This window comes from Pseudomonas sp. MONT-RG-20F-20-E-7-02 (assembly GCF_022662395.1).
Taxonomy (GTDB): Bacteria; Pseudomonadota; Gammaproteobacteria; order Pseudomonadales; family Pseudomonadaceae; genus Aquipseudomonas.
Window position 1 is genome coordinate 55050 of record NZ_JAKNQN010000014.1, and the last position, 20439, is coordinate 75488.

At 62.7% G+C, this 20439-nt stretch carries 18 protein-coding genes; 13 read left to right on the forward strand and 5 right to left on the reverse strand.

All coding sequences use genetic code 11. From position 1 onward, the window contains the following. Positions 1–101 precede the first annotated feature (101 nt). Positions 102–1070: a GlxA family transcriptional regulator gene (locus L8I05_RS27705; protein WP_242175469.1), complete on the reverse strand. Its 969-nt coding sequence runs from the start codon at positions 1068–1070 to the stop codon at positions 102–104. A 90-nt stretch (positions 1071–1160) separates the two neighbouring features. Between L8I05_RS27705 and inhA the strand changes: the two genes are divergently transcribed. Then, positions 1161–1841: an isonitrile hydratase gene (gene inhA / locus L8I05_RS27710; protein ID WP_242175480.1), complete on the forward strand. Its 681-nt coding sequence runs from the start codon at positions 1161–1163 to the stop codon at positions 1839–1841. A gap of 37 nt (positions 1842–1878) precedes the next feature. Here the strand turns inward: inhA and L8I05_RS27715 are convergent, their stop codons facing one another. Then, the gene (locus L8I05_RS27715) at positions 1879–2508 is read right to left on the reverse strand and encodes a LysE family translocator (RefSeq protein ID WP_242175492.1); all 630 of its coding nucleotides are present in this window, start codon (positions 2506–2508) and stop codon (positions 1879–1881) included. Positions 2509–3017: 509 nt separating this feature from the next. Here L8I05_RS27715 and L8I05_RS27720 point away from each other — a divergent pair. Genes L8I05_RS27720 through L8I05_RS27775 form a run of 12 tightly spaced genes read left to right on the forward strand, consistent with a single transcriptional unit; the run spans position 3018 to position 18393 of the window. Next, the gene (locus L8I05_RS27720) at positions 3018–4457 is read left to right on the forward strand and encodes an undecaprenyl-phosphate glucose phosphotransferase (RefSeq protein ID WP_242175502.1); all 1440 of its coding nucleotides are present in this window, start codon (positions 3018–3020) and stop codon (positions 4455–4457) included. Continuing rightward, positions 4457–5920 carry a mannose-1-phosphate guanylyltransferase/mannose-6-phosphate isomerase gene (locus L8I05_RS27725; RefSeq protein WP_242175512.1) on the forward strand — a complete coding sequence of 488 codons (1464 nt, stop codon included), beginning with the start codon at positions 4457–4459 and terminating at the stop codon, positions 5918–5920. Before L8I05_RS27720 ends, L8I05_RS27725 begins: the two co-directional genes overlap by 1 nt. A 1-nt stretch (position 5921) precedes the next feature. Continuing rightward, a complete protein-coding gene (locus L8I05_RS27730; protein WP_242175523.1) occupies positions 5922–6833 on the forward strand; it encodes a glycosyltransferase in 912 nt (303 codons plus the stop codon). A 29-nt stretch (positions 6834–6862) separates the two neighbouring features. Then, complete coding sequence (locus L8I05_RS27735; RefSeq protein WP_242175525.1) at positions 6863–7639, forward strand: polysaccharide biosynthesis/export family protein; 777 nt, start codon at positions 6863–6865, stop codon at positions 7637–7639. A gap of 14 nt (positions 7640–7653) precedes the next feature. Beyond that, positions 7654–9645 (forward strand): exopolysaccharide transport family protein, encoded by a 1992-nt coding sequence (locus tag L8I05_RS27740; protein ID WP_242175537.1) that lies wholly within the window; start codon positions 7654–7656, stop codon positions 9643–9645. After that, entirely contained in the window at positions 9645–10835 is a 1191-nt protein-coding gene (locus L8I05_RS27745; protein ID WP_242175554.1) for a glycosyltransferase, read from the forward strand. Before L8I05_RS27740 ends, L8I05_RS27745 begins: the two co-directional genes overlap by 1 nt. Further along, the gene (locus tag L8I05_RS27750; protein WP_242175572.1) at positions 10825–12153 is read left to right on the forward strand and encodes a cellulase family glycosylhydrolase; all 1329 of its coding nucleotides are present in this window, start codon (positions 10825–10827) and stop codon (positions 12151–12153) included. The genes L8I05_RS27745 and L8I05_RS27750 overlap by 11 nt, the downstream gene beginning before the upstream one ends. 8 nt (positions 12154–12161) lie before the next feature. Next, positions 12162–13379: a glycosyltransferase family 4 protein gene (locus L8I05_RS27755; protein WP_242175588.1), complete on the forward strand. Its 1218-nt coding sequence runs from the start codon at positions 12162–12164 to the stop codon at positions 13377–13379. After that, the gene (locus L8I05_RS27760; protein ID WP_242175604.1) at positions 13370–14473 is read left to right on the forward strand and encodes a glycosyltransferase family 1 protein; all 1104 of its coding nucleotides are present in this window, start codon (positions 13370–13372) and stop codon (positions 14471–14473) included. The genes L8I05_RS27755 and L8I05_RS27760 overlap by 10 nt, the downstream gene beginning before the upstream one ends. Then, positions 14470–15903: an O-antigen ligase family protein gene (locus L8I05_RS27765; protein WP_242175614.1), complete on the forward strand. Its 1434-nt coding sequence runs from the start codon at positions 14470–14472 to the stop codon at positions 15901–15903. The genes L8I05_RS27760 and L8I05_RS27765 overlap by 4 nt, the downstream gene beginning before the upstream one ends. A 2-nt stretch (positions 15904–15905) precedes the next feature. Further along, a complete protein-coding gene (locus tag L8I05_RS27770) occupies positions 15906–17315 on the forward strand; it encodes a lipid II flippase MurJ (protein ID WP_242175623.1) in 1410 nt (469 codons plus the stop codon). A gap of 22 nt (positions 17316–17337) precedes the next feature. After that, positions 17338–18393 (forward strand): acyltransferase family protein, encoded by a 1056-nt coding sequence (locus L8I05_RS27775; protein ID WP_242175634.1) that lies wholly within the window; start codon positions 17338–17340, stop codon positions 18391–18393. Between the two features lie 48 nt (positions 18394–18441). Here the strand turns inward: L8I05_RS27775 and L8I05_RS27780 are convergent, their stop codons facing one another. The 3 genes from L8I05_RS27780 to L8I05_RS27790 form a co-directional block, all read right to left on the reverse strand. After that, positions 18442–19026 carry a DUF4174 domain-containing protein gene (locus tag L8I05_RS27780; protein WP_242175643.1) on the reverse strand — a complete coding sequence of 195 codons (585 nt, stop codon included), beginning with the start codon at positions 19024–19026 and terminating at the stop codon, positions 18442–18444. Positions 19027–19191: 165 nt separating this feature from the next. Further along, positions 19192–19824 (reverse strand): glutathione S-transferase, encoded by a 633-nt coding sequence (locus L8I05_RS27785; protein WP_242175647.1) that lies wholly within the window; start codon positions 19822–19824, stop codon positions 19192–19194. A gap of 13 nt (positions 19825–19837) precedes the next feature. Continuing rightward, positions 19838–20416, reverse strand: a complete 579-nt coding sequence (locus tag L8I05_RS27790; RefSeq protein WP_242175650.1) for a GNAT family protein — start codon at positions 20414–20416, stop codon at positions 19838–19840. Positions 20417–20439 lie beyond the last annotated feature (23 nt).

Sequence of the window (20439 nt, forward strand, 5' to 3'; positions counted from 1 at the left end):
GTCACGCCGGGGGCGGAGGGAAAAGCGGCGCAGTTGGAGAAGTCACTGCGTAAGAGAGTCCCGCCAACATAGCACCTTGGTACAACTGTGTACGTTTTCGTTCAAACCGGGTCGCAGAAACGCTCGCGGTAGGCCTGGGGCGTGACCTGCAAAGCGCGCAGGAAACTGCGCCGCAGGGTCTCTTCACAGCCAAAACCGCATTGCACGGCGATGCGTTTGATCGACGCCGTGCTGTCGGCCAGTTGCCGGCGCGCAGTTTCCACGCGAATCAGCTCGACCGCCCGCGCGGGGGTCTGGCCGGTTTCGGCGCGGTAGTGACGCACAAAACTGCGCTCGCTCATGCCAGCCTGGGCGGCCAAGGTGGGAATGTTCAGGTCGAGGGTGAGGTTTTCAACCATCCAGGCGTGCAAGTCGGCGAAGCGGCTGTCGCCTTTTTGCAGGGCCAGCGCCGCGCTGAATTGTGACTGGCCGCCCGGGCGCTTGAGGAACACCACCAAGTGCCGCGCGGCTTCCAGGGCCACCGCGCGGCCCAGGTCTTCTTCCACCAGGGCCAGGCACAAGTCGATGCCGGCCGTGACGCCGGCGGACGTCCACACCGCGCCTTGCTGGATGAAAATCGGGTTGGACTCGACGGTCAGCGCAGGGAATTTGCGCGCCAGCTCCTCACAGCGCGTCCAGTGCGTGGCCACGCGGCAGCCGTCGAGCAAACCACTGGCGGCGAGCAGGAAAGCGCCAGTGCATACCGAAGTCATGCGCCGGGTGTGCCGGGCTTTTTGCTTGACCCAATCGACCAACTCAAGGTCCTCGGCGGCGCCGTACACGCCCCAGCCGCCGGCAATGACCAGCGTGTCGCACGGCGCGTCAGCCGCAGGCAGCGGCTCGGCCACCAGCGCCAGGCCGGCGGAGGTCATGACCGGCTCGGTCTGTGCAGCGATTACTGACACCGCGTAGGGCAACGGCAGACCGCGCTGGCGCGCCAGGTCGTTGGTGGTGGCGAACACCTGCAACGGACCGGTCACATCAAGCACCTGGGCATTAGGGAATGTGAGTACGTGAATGATCCGAGGCATGGTTGGCGTAATGTGTGGGTTCAATGGCGTATTCGCCAAAGCCTAGGCCTCTAGAGTGAAGCCGTCTACCCCTTTATCGGAGCTTCATTCATGACCTTGCAGATCGGCTTTCTGTTGTTCCCCGACATTCAGCAACTGGACCTCACCGGGCCGTATGACGTATTGGGGTCGCTGCCCGACGTGAAGCTGCACCTGGTGTGGAAAGACCTGGCGCCGGTCACCTCCAGTACCGGCATGGTGTTTACCCCGACCATGACCTATGCCGACTGCCCGCGCCTGGACGTGATTTGCGTGCCCGGTGGCTCCGGCGTTGGCGCCTTGATGGAAGACCCGCACACCCTGGACTTCCTCAAGGCCCAGGCCCAGACCGCGCGCTACGTGACGTCGGTGTGCACCGGTTCGCTGGTACTCGGCGCGGCGGGTTTACTGCGCGGCCGCAGGGCTACCACCCACTGGGCTTACCACGACCTGCTCGCCCCACTCGGCGCCAACGCGGTGCAAGCGCGCGTGGTGCGTGACGGCAATCTGTTGACCGGTGGCGGGATCACTGCCGGCATCGACTTTGCGCTGACCCTGGCCGCCGAGTTGTACAGCGAGGCTGCCGCGCAATTGGTGCAGTTGCAGATCGAATACGCACCGGCACCGCCGTTCGATTCGGGCAGCCCGGAGACCGCGCCCAAGCACGTGTTGGAAGAAGCCAGAAAGCGCACAGCGGAATCGCGTCGGGTGCGTGGCGAGATCGTAGCGCGGGCGGCGGCTCGGTTGGGCTGAGAGCTTATTAGTGGCGAGCCCGCTCGCCACAACTGCATCACGCTGGCCGCGACATCAACGCCAGCCGCGCCGCCAATAGCATCAGCACGCTCGCCAGGCCCCATTTCTGCAGCCTGGCGCTTTGGGCATTTCCCGCAAATACCCGGCTGAGCGCACCACCAAAAATCCCCAGCAGCGCGTGAAATACCCCGGCAATCAGGGTCAGCACACCGCCCAACACCAGCAGTTGCACCGCGATGCTCCCGGCCTCGGGCCGGACGAACTGCGGCAAAAACACCAGGAAAAACAGCAGCGCCTTGGGGTTGAGCAGGCTGTTGAGCAGCGCCTGCACAAACACACGGCTCAGGCGCACGCGCTTGACCCGGGCAGTGTCCAGGCGCGCACGGTTCTGCAAGGTTTTAACCACCAGCCACAACAGGTAGACGACTCCGGCGTAGCGAATCACATCAAACGACGGCGGCCAACTGGCAACCAGCGCCGTCACCCCGCTGGCAGTCAACACGGTGAGCAGTACATCGGCCACGCAGATGCCCAGGCTTGAGGCCACACCACCGCGCCAGCCATCACTCATGCCATGGCTGATCACAAACGCCATGTTCGGCCCCGGCGATAGCAGCAACAGCAAGACAGCACCCGAGAACATCAGCAACGTTGTGAAATCGATCATGCCCAAGCCGCCCGCCGAATAAGAGCCAACAGATTAAATGGCCGTCAAAAAACCCACAAAAAATTGTGCTGGATACATTTTCATCTGCCCTTTGAAAATAACGTCTTCCGCCCTTAACGCCCTACTTTCCGGCACTTAGCGTGCTCTTACTGTCACCTTTTCCTACCACCTTTCAAAAAAAGGTTTCCGCAACTAGCAGGAAAATTCTCACATTTGTTCCTACACTCAAAAACACACCCAATCACCGCGTGTCCAGACAAGGAAAGTCAATAAAATGCCACAAAAAAGATTAATTAACGTGTCTAGCACGCCACCTCCGCTCCACGGTCAATTAATTGACAAAGCAACTCAAAGGAACACTCCTTAAGTCACTGCCCCCGCAAACGCCTTCATTTGGATAGTTCCAACTGAAGGGACAGTTGCGTTTTACCCAGAGTAGCCGTCGTTCATCTTGCCAACTACTTAAGCAGGCAGAACAGAAAGTCTGGAGTGCAATGAGGGATGTTTTTATGCGAGAAAAGTCGTCAGTCGACAGCCTGTTTCTGACCCGCGCCGGTTTTGTTGAATTCTTTGTAGTTTTCGTCAAGTTGATCCATGGCCTGACTGCCATTTTGCCGCCTCTGGTCCTGGTGTTGTTCCTCGACCCACTGGCCCCTGAGCTGCGCTCCCATTTTCTCGGCCTGCTGCTGTTTTTCGCGGTGCTGACCATTATTCTGTTCCAGGCCCTGGGCATCTATTCCGAAGAGCTGTTCAGCAACCGCCTGCGCCTGCGTGCCAAGATAGTTGCCTGGTCGGCGGCGTTCTGCATTTTGCTGTTCATGTACCAGATCCTGCAGTTTTTCCCGCAATTGACCCCGCGTAACCTGGTGGCCTGGTATTTCGCCAGTCTCGGCCTGTTGTGCCTTGAGCGCCTGGTGATGCTGCGCCTGTACCGCAACCTGATGCGCAAGGGCAAATACCTGCAACGCACGGTGATCCTGGGCTTCACCGACACCGCCGTGCATGTCGCCGACCACCTGCAACGCAATGGTGATATCCGCTCCGGCCTGATCGGTTTTATCGACGACCGCACCGAGCGCATTCCCAAGGAACTGAGCAACCTGCCCTTGCTTGGCAATACCCGTGACCTGGAAAAGCTGATCCGCGCCGAGCAGGTCAATCAAGTCATGATCTGCCTGCCGTGGGCGGCCGAGCAACGCATCCACGGGCTGGTCAACCGCCTGCGCCAGATGTCGGTGAACGTGATGCTGGTGCCGGACATGGCCGCCCTGCGCTACGGCCACAGCCGCATCACCGACGTGGGCGGCATCCTGATGTTCAACACCTCGCAGTTGCCGCTGCGTGGGTGGTCGCCGGTGATCAAGCGCTGTGAGGATGTCCTGTTGGCCAGCCTGGCGCTGGTGGCGCTGTCCCCGGTGATGCTGGCGACGGCGATTGCGATCAAGCTCGACTCCAAAGGCCCGGTGCTGTTTCGTCAGAACCGTTATGGCTACAACGACAACGAAATCCGCGTGTTCAAGTTCCGCTCGATGTTCACCGATCAGAGCGACTTCACCGCCGAGCAACAAACCACCCGCAAAGACCCACGCATCACGCGCGTGGGCCGCATCATCCGCAAAACCAGCATCGACGAGTTGCCGCAGCTGTTCAACGTGCTGCTGGGCAACATGTCCATGGTCGGCCCGCGCCCTCACGCCACGGCGACCAAGGCGGCGGGCGTCCCGTTTGAAGTGGCGGTGAGCGAATACAGCTCGCGGCATCGGGTCAAGCCGGGCATCACCGGCTGGGCGCAGATCAACGGCTACCGTGGCGAGACCGACACCCTGTTCAAGATCCAGAAGCGCGTCGAGTACGACCTGGAATACATCTCGAAGTGGTCGGTGTGGTTTGACCTGTACATCGTCTTCATGACGGTCCCGGCCGTCCTCTCCACCAAGGAGGTCTATTGATGAATACCCTCAACGGATTGATTCCCTGCATCATTTCCGGCGGTTCGGGCACACGGCTGTGGCCGGTGTCGCGGCAGAACATGCCCAAGCCCTTCATGCGCATGCGTGACGGCCAGAGCCTTCTGCAAAAGACCTTCGAGCGCGCCGCGCGCCTGCCGGGCGTGGAAAGCGTGCTCACGGTGACCAACCGCGACCTGCTGTTTCGCACCCTGGATGACTACCGCGTGGTCAACACGGCGCACCTGCCGCTGGACCTGCTGCTGGAACCGTTCGGGCGCAACACGGCGGCGGCCATCGCGGTCGCGGCGTTGCATGTGCAGGAACATTTCGGCGATCAGGCGCAACTGCTGGTGTTGCCGGCCGACCACTTGATCAGCGACGAAAACGCGTTCGCCGCCGCCGTCACCCAAGCCCGCGACCTCGCCGAAGCCGGCTACCTGGTGACCTTCGGCATCCAGCCCGACCACCCGGAAACCGGCTTCGGCTATATCGAAAAAGGCGAAGCGCTGGGCACCGGCAACCGGGTCAAACGCTTTGTCGAGAAACCCGACCTGGCCACCGCACAGGGTTACCTCGACGGCGGTAAACACCTGTGGAACGCCGGCATGTTCTGCTTCAAGGCCAGCACCCTGGTCGACGAACTCGCCGCCCACGCCCCCGATGTATTGGCCGCCGCAAAAGCCGCCTTGGAGCACAGCCAGGCCCTGCAGAATAAAACCTCACGCCAGCGCGAATTGAGCGCCGAAGGCTTCGGTGCCGCGCCGGATATTTCTATCGACGTGGCGTTGATGGAAAAATCCAAACAAGTCGCCGTGGTGCCCTGCGACATCGGCTGGAGTGACATCGGTTCCTGGGAAGCGCTGCGCCAGCTCACGCCCAGCGACGCGCAGGGCAACCAGGTGAATGGCGAAGCGATTTTGCATGACGTGCACAACTGCTACATCGACTCGCCCAAGCGCGTGCTCGGCGCCGTCGGCGTGCGTGACCTGATCATCGTCGACACCCCCGACGCCCTGCTGATCGCCGACGCCCACCGCAGCCAGGATGTGCGTTACATCGTCGCCGAACTCAAGCGCCAGGACCATCCGGCGTTCAGCCTGCACCGCACCGTTACCCGGCCATGGGGCACCTATACGGTGCTGGAAGAAAGCAGCCGCTTCAAGATCAAGCGCATCGTGGTCAAGCCCCAGGCCTCGCTGTCGTTGCAGATGCACCACCATCGCAGCGAGCACTGGGTGGTGGTCAGCGGCGCGGCGCAGATCACCAATGGCGATCGCGAATTCCTGATCAACGCCAACGAGTCCACTTACATCCCGGCCGGGCACAAACACCGCCTGACCAACCCCGGCATCATCGACCTGGTGATGATCGAGGTGCAGAGCGGCGAGTACCTGGGCGAAGACGACATCGTGCGCTTTGACGACATCTACGGGCGTGCGCCCGCCGCAGAAGTGAAAAAGTGATATGCGTACCTCGTTGATCATCCCGACCCGCAACGCGTCCAGCCACCTGGCGCGGTTGCTGCCCGCACTGAGCATGCAGACCGTGCAACCGGACGAGATGCTGGTGGTCGACAGCGCCTCCAGCGACGACACCGTGGCGCGCTTTCGCGACTTCGGTGCGCGGGTCGAGGTGATTGACGCGCGCGATTTCAACCACGGCGGCACGCGGCGCTGGGCCAGTGAGCAAGTCGGCGGCGACGCGCTGATCGTGATGACCCAGGACGCGATCCCGGCCGACGCCGAGACCTTCGCCAACCTGCTCGACGAGTTGCAGCAAGACCCGCTCAACGGCGTGGCCTACGGCCGCCAACTGCCGCACCCCGGCGCCGGCGTGTTGGGCGCGCAATCGCGGCACTTCAATTACCCCGAACACAGCCGCAGCAAAAGCCTGGCCGATGCGCCAGAGCTGGGGATCAAGACCTGCTTCAGCTCGGACTCGTTCAGCGTATACCGACGCAGCGCGTTGCAGGCGGTCGGCGGTTTCCCCGCCGATGTGATCGGCAGCGAAGACGCCTACGTCGCGGCGCGCATGCTGCTCGACGGCTACAAGGTGCGCTACGCCGCGTCGGCCCGGGTGTACCACTCCCACGATTACCGACTCATGGATGAGTTTCACCGCTACTTCGACATTGGCGTGTTTTACGGTCGCGAGCCGTGGATTCGCCAGGCCTTTGGCGATGCCGGCGGTGAAGGTAAACGCTATGTACTGGCTGAGCTTGCGGCATTGCGCGCAGCCGGTGCATTGCACCGCGTACCCGAAGTACTGGTGCGCAGCGCGTTCAAGTTGCTCGGCTATCGGCTGGGCCATCTGGAACGCCGGCTCCCCATCGCCCTCAAGCGGCGCATCAGCATGTTCCCCGGTTATTGGAGGTGAGCAGCATGACCAACAGGAAATCCCCCCGTATGAAAAAAACCGTGCTCATCCTGGCCATGATGGCCTTGGCCGCCTGCAATACGCCGGCTCGCATCGTGCCCCCGGACGACCAGACCGTGGAAGACGGCAAGCGCGCCCTCGACCAGCTTGCACAGCTGCCGCCGGCGGTGGAACGCATCCGCATCGGCGACCAATTGCGTATTGTGCGCGATGCCGGGGAGATGCCGACGCTGTCGGCGTTCAACGTCAGCACCATCTATGAGCTGACGCTGTACACGGTGCAGACCGACGGCAAGATCAACTACCCGTTCCTGGGGCCCATTCAGGTCGCCGGGCGCCAGCCATCGGAACTGGCCGCTGAGCTGAGCAACAAGCTCGCGCCGGTGTATCGCGAGCCTCGGGTAACGGTGAACATCAACCAGGCGCCGGGTAACTCGGTGATCGTCGGCGGCGCGGTGAATAACCCGACGGCGGTGCAGCTGGGCACGGCCAACACCCTGGAACAAGCGATTGTCGCCGCCGGCGGGGTGAACCCGTCGGGCAATGCCAGCATGGTCGCGCTGCTGCGCGAAGATGCCCAGGGCGCCTACCACGCCTACTTCCTGGATTTCAGCCAGTACCTCAAGCCCGGCCCGAATGGGCGTAAACCGGTGCACCTGCAACGCGGTGACGTGGTGTTCGTGCCCAAATCGAATGTGGGCGAACGCATCCAAGGGGTGGATACCTACTTGAACCAACTGATCCCGTTCACCAAATCCATTGGGGTTGGCTACAACTACACCAAAACCAGCGGCGGCAATAACTAAAGGAGCGACATCCCATGATCGAGATCCGTTCTTTTCGTGATCTTCTGCGCCTGTTTTTCATCTTCCGGCACGAGTTCAAACTGGCGGCCATCGCGGCGCTGGTGATCATTCTGCTGGGCGCGTTTTTGCTGCCGGCCAAGTACGAATCCACCGCACGCCTGCTGGTCAAGCCAGGGCGCGACTCGACCTTGCCGATCGAGATCAGCAACCGTCAGGCGCTGGTAATGCCCAGCACCCAGCGCGACCCGATTGTCGATGAGGAACGCTTGCTCACCGGTCGCCCGATTGTGCGCACGGTGGCCGAGCATTACCTGGAAGTGATCGAAAACGCGCCGCCGCCGGAAGGCTTCTGGAAGCGCACCAAGCACTACATAAAGGCCGGCATAGGCGCGGTGTTCGACGGCATTCGCGTGGTGCTGGAAACCGTTGGCATCGTCGAAAAAACCACGCCGGTGGAGCGTCTCGCCGCCAGCCTGGAGAAGAGCTTCGAGGTCAGCCACGCCGCGGGCTCCACAGTCATGGACATCAGCTTCAAGTGGGGCGACCCGGAAATTGCCCAGGCGGTGGTCAAGGATTGGGTCGAGACCTACATCGCCGAACGCACCCAGGCCTTGGGGCGCAAGAGCCTGTACGCTTTCTACGAAGGCCAGGTCAACACCAGCGCCAACGAGATCAAGAGCTACAAGCAGCAGATCCTCACGCACCTGAATGAGATTGGTGCGGCGAGCATTACCGATCGCCTGGAGGACTTGTCCGAGCGCATCAACGTGCTGCGCGGCGAGACCTTCAATACCACCCGCTTGATCGCCTCCTCCGACAGCGCCATCGACAGCACGCGCACCCAGCTCAAGAGCCAGCCCAAGGAAGTGACCACGGTTCGCCAGATTGCGCTGAACCCGCAGCAGCAGGATTTGCGTCGCCTGCTCAACCAGAAGCTGCTGGAAAAAGCCGACATGATGCGCACCTACACGGACAACGCGCCGCCGGTCAAAGCCCTGGACGCGTCGATTCGGGCGATGCAAGCCCAGGTGGCGAATGAGAGCAATACCGTGCAAGCCTCGGAAAACCGTGCGCCGAACACCCTGGAAATCCACTTGCAGCGCGTGCTGCTGGATGAATCGAGCAACAACCAGGCGCTGCGTACCCAGCTGGTGCAGCAGCAGAAACAGCTGGTCAACCTCGAAGCGCAGCGCAAGCAAGCCTTGGAGATTGAACCGGAGTTGGCACGCCTTTCCCGCGAGCTGAATGCCACCGAGCGCAACTACGCGTTGTATGTCGACAACCTGGAAAAATCGCGCATCGACCGCGAGCTGGATGACAGCCAGATCAGCAACATCGCGGTGATCGAAGAAGCCACCCTGAACCCAGGCCGCATCTTCCCGAAAACCCTGGTGATGCTGGTGTTGGCGATCCCGTTTGCAATCGTCGTCGGCTTGCTGGTGATTTACCTGTGCTACCTGCTCGACCAGCGTATTCACGACGGTGGCCTGGTGGAGCGCAAGTTCGGCCTGCCGCTGTGGACCACCTTGCCGGAGCTGGACACCAGCACCGCGCAAAGTACCAACGCGTTCAATGCGAGCATCTACCGGCTGTACAGCTTGCTGCAGCCCAAGCGCATTGCCGAGCAGGGCCTGACCCTCGGGCTGACCTCGGCGCGCCACGGCGAAGGCGTGACCTTTGTGGTGGAGCAACTGCGCCAGTTGCTGCAGGAGAACGGCATCAATGTGCGCGTGGGCGGAGTGGCCATCGCCGAACCTGGCGAAGTGGTGCTGCTGGACGCCTCGGCGCTGCTGGATAACCGTGATGCGTTCATCACCTTGCGCCGCGCGGACCTGATCGGCCTGGTGGTGGAAGCGCAGAAAAGCACGGTGCCGGTGGTGGAACACGCGCTGTCGATCCTCAACACCGCGTTCGGCAAAGTGGACGGCATCATCATCAACCGCCGCAAATTCGAAGTGCCGGCCAAGGTGCTCAGGACCATCGCCAAGTACCGGGGGGCGTTCTGATGCGCATCGCCCTGCTCGCCCCATTGCCACCGGAAAAAAATGGCATCGCCGACTACGCGAACCATTTCAAGACGGCCTTGGAGCAGCTGGGCGTGACGGTGGCGACACCGTTGAGTGGCGTGGACGGCAGCACCGAAGCGATCCGACAGGCAATCGCCCGATTCGACTGGCAGCGCGTGGACCTGGTCCACGCCGAGCTGGGTGGCGGGCGGCTGGGGGAATTCCTGGCGCTGCGCGAGTTACGCAAAGCTCACCCCACGCTGCCGCTGACGGCCACCGTGCATGACCCCGAACGCATCGTCTGGCGCCGCGAGCACCTGCCCTTTCCGCTGAACCTGCTGGAACGCTTGCCCAGCCCGCTGCCCCAGGCGGCGGTGGTGTTGGCAGACCCACTTACATTGCGCGAAGAACGCCACGTCGCCCAGGGCCTGACGCGGCTGATCACCCTCACCCGCCTGGGTGCCGAATGCCTGAGCCAACGCATGCAATTGCCGGCCGACAAAGTGGCGGTGATCAATCACGCCAACCTGGCCATTGCTCCGGCGCCGTTACCGGCGCTGGACACGTTGCAATTGCTGTATTTCGGATTTATCTACCGCGGCAAAGGCATTGAAGACCTGTTACAGGCCCTGGCCGACGTCTTCAAGCAAGCCCCCGAATTGCGTGACCGCGTGCGCCTGACCCTGGCTGGTGGCACGGCTGCCGAAATGGCCTTTGGCGCGGGCGGCAATTATCTGGAGCAGTTGAACACTCAAATCGCCGAACTCGGCCTGGCGGGCGTGATCGACTGGCGGCTGAACCTGCCGGCCAGCGAGATTGCCCAGACAATCCAGGCACACCATGTGATGGTGCTGCCGTACCGCGAATCGAAAAAACTCGGCCTGCTGGGACGCCAGCGTGGCACCAGCGGCGCGCTGTCCTGGGCCGCTGCATGCGGGCGCGGGGCAATTACTTCGGATGCGCGTGCGTTTGCCGAAGAGGTCGCCAGCGGCAATGGCGCGATCTATCCGCAAGGCGACGTGGCGGCCTTGAGCGCACAACTGCTGCGCCTGGCACGCAGCCCGCTGTTGGCTAGGGATTGGGCCGAACGCGCCGGGGAAATTGGCCGTGAGCGTCTGTGGCCGTTGACCGCGCAGAGGTTCAAGCAGCTCTTTGAACAGGCGATTGCAGGAGCTTCCTATGGCGCGTAAACGGACCTACCTCGCCATGCTTGCGGTGGTGGCTGCGCTCGGCCTGACGGCTTTCATGTGGGGGCGCCAGGCCGACGCCGAGAGCCATGTGCTCAAGGGCAACAAGGTGGTGGTGTGGAAGGATTTCCTCGGTGTGAACGCGCAGTTCATGTGGTTCAGCCCCAGCTTGTATCAACTGCAGATCAACCGCCTCAAGGCCTTGGGCCTGGAATGGGTGCGCCTGGATTTGCATTGGGATCAGCTGGAGCCTGCAGAGAATCAGTACCAGCTCGCCACACTCGATCAGTTAGTCGGCAACCTGCAAACCAACCAGCTCAAATCCGTGTTCTACCTCGTCGGCTCGGCGCCTTTCGCTACCACGGCGCCGGCCGGTGCGCCGTATCAGGACCAGTACCCGCCCAAGGACCCGAACGTGTTCGCCAACCGCATGGCGCTGTTGTCGCAACGCTACCCCAGCGTCAACGCCTGGCAGGTGTGGAACGAACCTAACCTGCTCGGCTTCTGGCGACCGGTGGCCGACCCGGCCGGCTATGCCAACCTGCTGACCGCCACCGCCGGCGCACTGCGCGCGGTGGACCCGAACAAACCGGTGGTGGCGGCCGGCATGGCCTTTTTCAGCGAAATGCCGAATGGCCAGACCATGTTCGACGCCCTGGGCGCCCTCGGCGTGGCCAGCCTGAACACCACCATTTCCTACCATCCTTATACCCAACTGCCCGAGGGCAACGACCCTTCCAACCTGGACTTTATTGCCAAGACCACCGCCCTCAACCAGGCCCTGCGCAACGCCGGCGTGCAAACGCTGTGGAGCACCGAGTGGGGCTGGTCAACCTACCCAGGGCCAAAAGACGCCCAGGACCTCATCACCCTGCAGGGCCAGGCCGATTACGTGGTGCGCCGCGTGGCCCTGATGAGCGCGATGGATTACGACAAAATCTTCCTATTCACCTTGAGCGACCTCGACCAGCGCGCCAGCGTGCGTGACCAGTTCTACGGCTTGCTCGACATCGACGCCAACCCCAAGCCGGTCTACACCGCGCTGAAGAACTTCCTCGACGTCAGTGGGCCGCAACTCACCCCCGGCGACCCGCCCAGCGCCGACCAATTGCCGGACGGCCTGTTCAGCATCGGCTGGACCCGTGCCGACGGCCACAAATTGTGGTTATTCTGGTCGGCCGAAGGCGGCAACGCGCATTTGCCGGGCCTGACCAGCGCCACCCTGTACGATCCGCTGCGCGGTACACAAACCCCGGTCAGCGGCAGCGATGGGTTGACCGTACCCGTCAAGTCGAACTTGCAAATTCTGTTATGGGATTGAAGCCCGCCATGCGCATTTTATGGATCCTGCCCTATTCGCCCTGGCCCGCCACCAGCGGCGGCAAGACGCGCCAGTTCCATCTGCTGCGCAGCCTGGCGGCGCGTGGGCATCGCATCACTTTGCTGCTGCATGATAAAAACCCGGTGTCGCTGACCGATCGCCAAGTGCTGGAAGCCTTTCTTGAGCAGTTGATCATCTTGCCGCGCCGCCCGCTGCGCAGCCTGAAAACCCTGGTGGCCGGGCTGTTTGCGCCCTACCCGCTGCTGGCCAGCGTCAACGGCCTGTCGGGCGCGCTGCAGGACACCTTCAATCAATTGCTCAACGAACATTGGGACGCGGTGCAGATCGAACACAGCTACACGTTCCAGCCGTACGAAGACGCGCTGGCGCGCAAATCCCAGCCGTTCGTGCTGACCGAACACAACGTTGAATCGGCGCTCGGCGCGGCCACCTACGATCGCCTGCCCCGCTGGGCGCTGCCGTTCATTCGCTACGATCAGTGGCGCTACACGCGCTGGGAACACCGCGTGATGCGCCAGGCGGCGCAGGTGGTGGCGGTCACCGACAGTGACGCGCAAGTGCTGGCCAACATCGCCGGTAAACCGGTGCCGGTGGTGGTCAACGGCGTGGATTGCGATCACTTCGCCGCCGCGCATCCGGACCCGTCGACCCGCCGCGTGCTGTTCCTTGGCAACTATGAATACGCGCCCAACGTCGACGCCATCGAGTGGGCCCTGGATGAAATCCTGCCCAAAGTCTGGGAGCACTGCCCCGACGCACGCATGAGCGTGTGCGGCTTCGGCATGCCCGCCAGTTGGCGTGAACGCTGGCAAGACCCGCGCATCGAGTGGCAAGGGTTTGTGCCGAACCTGTTGAATTTGCAATCGAGCTGTTCGGTGTTCCTGGCGCCGTTGCGCCATGGCGGCGGCTCCAAGTTGAAAGTCCTCGAAGCACTGGCCGCCGGGCTGCCACTGGCGAGTACCGAGCAAGGCGTCTCCGGCCTGGACCTGGTGGAAGGCCTGGATTACCTCGGCGGGCAAAGCGCCGCCAGCCTGGCGGATGCCGTGGTGCGCCTGCTGCAATTTCCCGAAGCTGCAGCGCCCATGGGCGAAGCCGGTCGCGCGTACGTGCGCCGCGCCCATGACTGGAGTGTCGCCGCCAGCCAGTTGGAAAAGGTGTATGCGATGCTCGCGCCGCTCAATCAAAAGGAGCCCGCATGCGTGTAGGCCTGGATTACCGCACCGTCGGCACCTCGCCACAATCGGGGATCAGCCGCCAGGTGTACGCGCTGGAAAATGCTCTGCGCACCCTGCCGGATGTAGAGCTGACGCGCTTTACCGTCGCGCCCCTGGGCGACGAAACCCGCTTGCAGGCACAGTGCCCGGCCTGGGGCTGCGCAAAAACCGCGATGCACCAGCCGCAGAATCGCCTGCGTTTTGAAGCGGGCTTTTTGCCGCGTGCCTTGCGCGAACAGCACATCGACCTGTACATCAGCACCTTCAATATGGGCCTGCCCCTGCCGCCCAAACCCAAAGGCTTGCGCACCGTGGTGCTGTTGCATGACCTGTTCCAGATCACCTTGAACAACTACCACGCCAACCGCTTGAAAGCGCTGGTCTACAAGACCAGTGATCGCCTGTCGATTGCGTATGCGGTGCACAGCGCCGACCGCGTGTGGACGCCTTCGCAGTACAGTGCCGATGAAACCGCGCGGTTGTTTCCCAAGGCGGCGGGCAAGATTCGGGTGCTGCCCAATCAGGTGGATGGGTTTGTCGAATTGGCGGCGGACCTCAGCGCGCGCAACCTGCCCACGCACTACTGGCTGCTGGTGGGCACCCGCGAATTGCGCAAGAACGTGCCATTTCTAGTGGATGCCTGGCAGCAGGCGCGCAGCCTGTCAGCCGCCGTACCGGAGTTAGTGCTGGTGGGCAGCCTCGACCACTTGCCCGAGGCCCAGCGCAGCCTGCCGGGCATTCGCGCCTTGAGCGGCGTGTCGGATGCCGAGTTGCACGCGCTGTACCGCCAGGCCGCGCGCCTGTGGCAGCCGTCGTATGCCGAGGGCTTTGGTTTGCCGGTGATTGAAGCCTTGAGCGTCGGCACGCCGGTGGCGGTCGCCAGCGGCACCTCACTGGATGAAATTACCCCGCCGTCGGCCCCGCGTTTTTCGCCCACCGACGGCCCGGCGCTGGTGCAATTGATGCTCGACCTGGTGGCTCGCCCTACCGAAGAGTCACCCGAACAACGCAGGCTTTGGGCGCAACGTTTCAACCATCAAGCCTATCGCCGCCGCCTGGCCGAATTGATCGAGGAATTGACATGAGATTTTCCCTGGCCAGCCTCGTCGCAATCCTCTTCGGCCTGTTGTTTGGCGCACTCGCCTTGCTGCTGTCACCGGCCAAGGCCTTCCTCGCGGTGATCGGCCTGGCGGCTGCGGTGACCATCCTGCGCTTCCCGCTCTGGGGCCTGCTGCTGTTTGCCGGGATCGCGACCTTCATGCCCTACTCCACCGTCAACCTGGGCATTCGCAGTACGGTGAGCGAAGCCATCCTCGCGCTGACCTGGGGCGCCGTGCTGTGGCACAGCTTTCTGGCGCGCGTGCCCGACACCCCGCGCCTGGCACGCCGCCCCACCGACCAGATGCTGCTGTGGCTGATGCTGTTCAGCGTGTTCCCGTTTATTGTCGGCCAGGTCACCATCCACGCCGACACCAGCGGCGTGGCCAACTGGCTGCGCTGGTTGCTGAGCCTGTCGGCGGTGTTCCTGTGCGCCAAGTTGCTCACCGATTACAAGCACCGTGAAGCGCTGGTGATCGCCCTGCTGCTGGGCACGCTGGCGATGCTGGTGCTGTCGATTGCGGTGTTTGTGCGCACGCGTTCCGGGGCCGGCATTGCGCCGATCCTGGCGGTGTTCAATTACGGCAACTTCGACATGTTGAAATTCGGCCTGGAGGCGATGTCGTCGCGCATGGGCTCGCCGTGGATGCACCCGAATGCCATCGGCGGGATCATGGCGCTGCTGCTGCCGCTGGCGTTTTGCTACGGCATGACCGAGCAAGGCTGGAAGCGCGGGCTGGGCCTGGGCGTGGCATGCCTCGGCGCCGCTGCGTTGTTGTTGGCCAGTAGCCGGGGGGCGATGGTCAGCCTGGCGCTGGTGCTGATCTGGATGGCCACGCGGCGCGTGCCCTACACCGGGCGGCTGTTGATGATCGGCGCGGCGTTGACGGTCGCGCTGGTGATGGCCTACCCACCGTTGCAGGACCGCCTGGCGACGATTTTTTCCTCGGACAACGCCAGTACCGAAGTGCGCTTCGATGAATACCGCATGTTCCCCCAGGCCATGGCGGCGTACCCGTTCGGCATCGGCTTCAAGGTCGACCCGCCGGTGCCGGGCACCCATTTCCTGGGGATCTCCAACCTGTGGCTGAACTTCATCTACAAAACCGGCATCGTCGGCATGTTGCTGTTTGTGGCCGTCACCGTGCGCTGGTGGCGTGAAGCACGCCCGGAAAAAGGCCCAATCCGCCTGACCAAGGACAACGCGCTGTGGCTGGGCACCACCGCCGGGATTCTCTCGGCCCTGGTGAGCGGGCTGTTTGACCACTACTTCAGCTTTGCCGTGGTGATGGTGGCGCTGTTCTGGCTGATGGTCGGCCTCAATGTGCTGGAGGCGCGGCGGCTGTTTCCGGCGCGCCTGCCGCAGGTCAAGGCGGTGGCTTTTCGCAAGCCGATGCTTGACGGCGCGAAGCCTTAGCCGTGCTTGGCTCCGCCGTCTGGCTGACGCTCGCAACCCTGCTGGGCCTGTGCCTGGGGTTCGCCCGTGAGTGGTTGCTGGTGGCGGCCTGGGGCGCGGGTGAGCGCAGTGATGCGTTCCTGATCGCGCTGTTTTTGCCCGAAGCGTTGCGTATGTCGTTGGCCGGTGGCGTGTTGAGCGCCGCCGCGCTGCCGCTGTACCTGGCGCGCAAGGACGGCGAGCGTTTGGACTGGCTGGCGGTGTTGTTCCCGGCGTTGCTGCTGATCGCGCTGGTCACCAGCCTGTTGCTGACGCTGCTGGCGCCGTGGCTGGTGCAATTGCTCGGGCCGGGCCTGGCGGCCAGCGCGACGCTGCTTGCCAGCAGCAACCTGCAAATCGTCGCTTGGTGCGTGCCGGGGTTGATGCTGCATGCGCTGTTCAGTATCCCGCTGCAGGCCAGTGAGCGTTTTGTGCTGGCGGGGTTGGGTTCGCTGCTGTTCAATTTGCCGCCGGTGACGTATCTCGCGCTGGCGGGCACAGCGACTCAGCCGCACGCCCTTGCGCTGGCGTGTCTGGCCGGCAGCCTGTTGATGCCGCTGGCACTACTGCCGTCGATCTGGCGTCAGGGCTGGCGGCCGTGGCGCTGGCAGTTGACGTTCACGCCGCTGCGCGAACTCGGCCAGCGCATCGGCCCACTGCTGTTGAGCAATGGCGCCAGCCAGGGCTTGGCGTTGATCGAGCGGTTGGTGGCGTCGCTGCTGGGTGAAGGCGCAGTGACCTGGGTCAACCTCGCGCGCAAGCTGATGAACCTGCCGCTGATTGCATTGATGAGCCTCAACCAAGTGCTGCTGGGCATGATGAGCCGCCGTCAGGGCGACGAGCGCCTGGCCCTGCTCAAGCGCGGCCTGGAAACCGCCAGTGTGCTGACCTTGCCGGCCGGTGTCGGCCTGGTGGCGGCGGCGCCGAGCCTGGTGGCGTTGCTGCTGCCCAAGCAATCGGCGGATTCGCCGCTGCCCTTGCTGCTGGCCTGGTTCGCCGTGCCGCTGGTGTTCGGCGCCTGGAATGCGTTGCTCGCACGCTATGCCTATGCGGCCGGCGACACGCGCCAGCCACTGCGTTGCGAACTGCTCGGCAGCCTGGTCAATGTGCTGTTGCTCGGCGCCCTGCCCTTTGTGTTTGGCCTGGCGGGTATTCCGTTGTCGGCACTGGCGGGCGTGATCTGTACTGGGCTGCTGCTGATGCAGCGCCAACAGTTGCTCGCAGCCCTGCCCTGGGCGCGGCAATGGCTGCTCAGTGCCGTGGTGATGGGCTTGGCGGCGCTGGTGCTGTTTCGGATTCAAGGCGTGTGGCTGCAACTGGGTTTGAGCACCCTGGCAGGCGCCGTGGTGTTGCTGGGCATGGGGCTGTGGCTGAAGCCGTGGCGCAAGGCATGAACGATCGATCGGGAACCGTCAGATGAAACATCGTTGGATACAAATGGACATCGCCAAAGGCATTGGCATCCTGGTGATCGTGTTCGCCCACAGCTGGTTCGTCGCGACCTCGCCGGACCTGCTTTACCCGATCCTCGCCTCATTCATCTTGCCGCTGTTCTTTTTCCTCTCGGGGGTGTTCTTCAAGCCCGAACAGCCGTTTGTGGAGATGGCGATACGCAAGGCCGACGGCCTGCTCAAACCATTTTTCTTCACCATGCTGGTGTATGTGATCGTGCGCGCCGTGTTGCGCGGGCAACCGCTGCTGCCGGATATTGGCGGCGTGCTGTATGCCTCGGTGGACACCATTCCGTGGCAGGCCATGTGGTTCCTGCCGCACTTCTGGGTGGCGATTCTGTTCAGTTGGGTGATGCTGCGGCTAATCCAGCGCCTGAAGCTGTCGCTGTGGATGAGCGGCCTGCTGATCGCGGCTCAACTGCTGCTCGGGATTTGGCTGTTGCCGTTGTTCTGGCAATTGCCGGTGACACTCGGCGGCTACAACTGGGTGCTGCCGGGGCTGCCGTTCAGCCTGGATATCACCTTGATCAGCAGCACTTACTTCATTGCCGGCTACCTGCTGCGCGATTGGCTGCGCACGCACGCCGGCTCGTGGCTGACGCTGTTGGTGTCGGTGGTTCTGTTTGCCGTGGTGTTCATACCGACCTGGGCCACCATGGACCTGGCGCAACGTCGTTATGACAGCTGGTTGTGGACCAGCCTGCTGGCGGTGATCGGCGTGTACGCCTGCTGGGCGCTGGCGCAGGTGTTGATGGTGTCGACGTTGCTGACCCGGGTGATGACCTACATCGGCCAGTCGACCCTGATCCTGTTGATCTTTCATGGCGAGATCCAGCACAAGAGCGTCGACCTGATGGAGCGTCTGGGCGTGCATCCCTTCCTGGCGGCGTGTGTGGGGTTGGTGATTGCGGTGGTGGTGCCGTTGTTGATCGGGGAAGTGATCAAGCGGGTGGCGTTTTTGCGGTTTTTCTACTTTCCGTTTCCGGTGCGTAAGGTGGCTAAACCTTCAGCAAACCAATAACCCCCTGTGGGAGCGGGCAAGCCCGCTCCCACAGGGGGTTATGTGTGTTTAATCATCGAGTTGCGCGGGAGCAGGTTTGCTGTTGGCTTTGGCGGGCTTGGCAGCCTTGGCGCCCTTGGCTGGCGCAGCGGCGGCAGGCTCTGGTTCCGCTGGCGCGGCGAGTTCTTTTTCAGCCATGGGCATCTGGTCGATGGCGCTGAAGAATTCCTTCAGGTCGAGGGTATCCGGTGGCACGGTCTTCTCGAGTTTCTTCTCGCCGTCCTTGCCCACCAGAATTACTTTGGTGCCGCTGCCGGCGCCCAGCTTGAGGGCGCGGATCAGCGCGTTGGTTTCAGGTGGCGTGAGCTTTTTGTTGTCTTTGGCGTCCTTGGCGAACTTCTCCCCTTCGGCACCGATGCTGCCGAACTTCACGGTGTAGAACACCATATTGCGCTCTTCAAAGGACTGCTTGTTGGCAGGCTCGTCCAGCTGTTTCTTGAGGGTTGCCAATGTTTCGTTGCCGGAATCAAGTTCCACCACTACCAGCGGGCGGGACTTGTTCAAGTCCTGCTTGAGTGGGTTGATATCATCCACGGCCAACAGCGGCCCCGTAAAAGCCATCAAGGTAGCCAGGGTCAGCGACCGGATGAGCATGCGCACCTCCTTTGAATTCCATGCAGGGTTCTTGAGTTTCATGTCTGCGACAGTCAATTTCAAGGATGATTCCTACACCTCGTTAAGAAGCGTAGGTCAGGAAGTCTGCTACGCAAGGGGTTGGACAGGCACTACGGTGATTGTTTCTTTTGATTGCGGAAACAATTACGCGGCGCCCCACTCCGGCCAATGCCGAGCAAATACAGGCGCCACGACGGGGTCGGCGTCCACCTGCGCCAGCGCCTGAGCAAAGCCTGGCGACAGGTCGTTCAACACCTCCCGCGCCTCATCCCAGCGCGACACCGCCGCGGCCATGATGCCCAGTGCATTCGGCACACCCGTGGGCGCAAACAACTGCTCGGCAAACTGCTGGGCAAACACCACCCAGGCATGGTGCAGATAGCGCCGCGTGCCGGTGGTGAGTTGGGTTTGCAGCGCTTCATCTGCGGGGCCCAGCCAGCGTTGCGGGTAGTCGATGATGCCGATCGCCGAGTAGCAATTGGCGGCGATGTACACCAGCCCACGCAGGATCTGCGCGCGGTTGCCGGCGAGTAGATCGGAGGCGGGAAACTCCAGGCCCAGGTGGATCAGGATCGCGGCGCTTTCAGTCAGCACTTGGCCGTCGGGCGTGACCAGCGTGGGAATCTGTTTGAGTGGGTTGATACGCGCCAAGGCCTCGCTGCCCTCGCCGTCCGCCCACGAGCTGGCGTCGATGCGGCGCCATGGCACGGCGCAACGCTGCAGGGCAATTTCGATCATGCAGGAGCCGGACTCATCAATGCCGTAGAGCGTGTACATGGGCGTTTCCTCCTTATCGCAGCAATTTGGCCTGCAAGTTGGCCTTCACCTGCGGCCATTCCGAATCGATGATGCTGAAGCGCACCGAGTTGCGCTTGCGCCCGTCGGGCATGATGCGCTCGTGGCGCACGATGCCTTCTTGCACGGCACCGAGGCGCAGGATCGCGGCGCGGGATTTTTCGTTGAGTTCGTCGGTGGTGAATTGCACGCGCACGCAGTCGAGGACTTCAAAGGCGTAGGTCAGCAGCAACAGTTTGGCTTCGGTGTTGATTGCGGATTTTTGCGTGGACTGCGCCAACCAGGTGTGGCCGATTTCCAGTTTGCGATTGGCCCGGTCGACCTTCCAGAACCGTGTGCTGCCGACCACCTGGCCGCTGCTTTTGCGCACGATGGTGAACGGAATCACGCTGCCTGCATCGCGCCCGGCCAAGGCGGTGTCGATGTACTTGTCGACAGTGTCCGGGCCGGGCACGTTGGTGACTTTAAGGTTCCACAGCTCGCCGTCGGCGGCGGCCTCGAGCAAGGCGCTCGCGTGCTCGCGCTGCAGGGGTTGAAGTTCGACGTGAGTGCCGGTCAAGGTGATCTGGGTCATGGAAAGCTGCGCCGTCTGCGGGT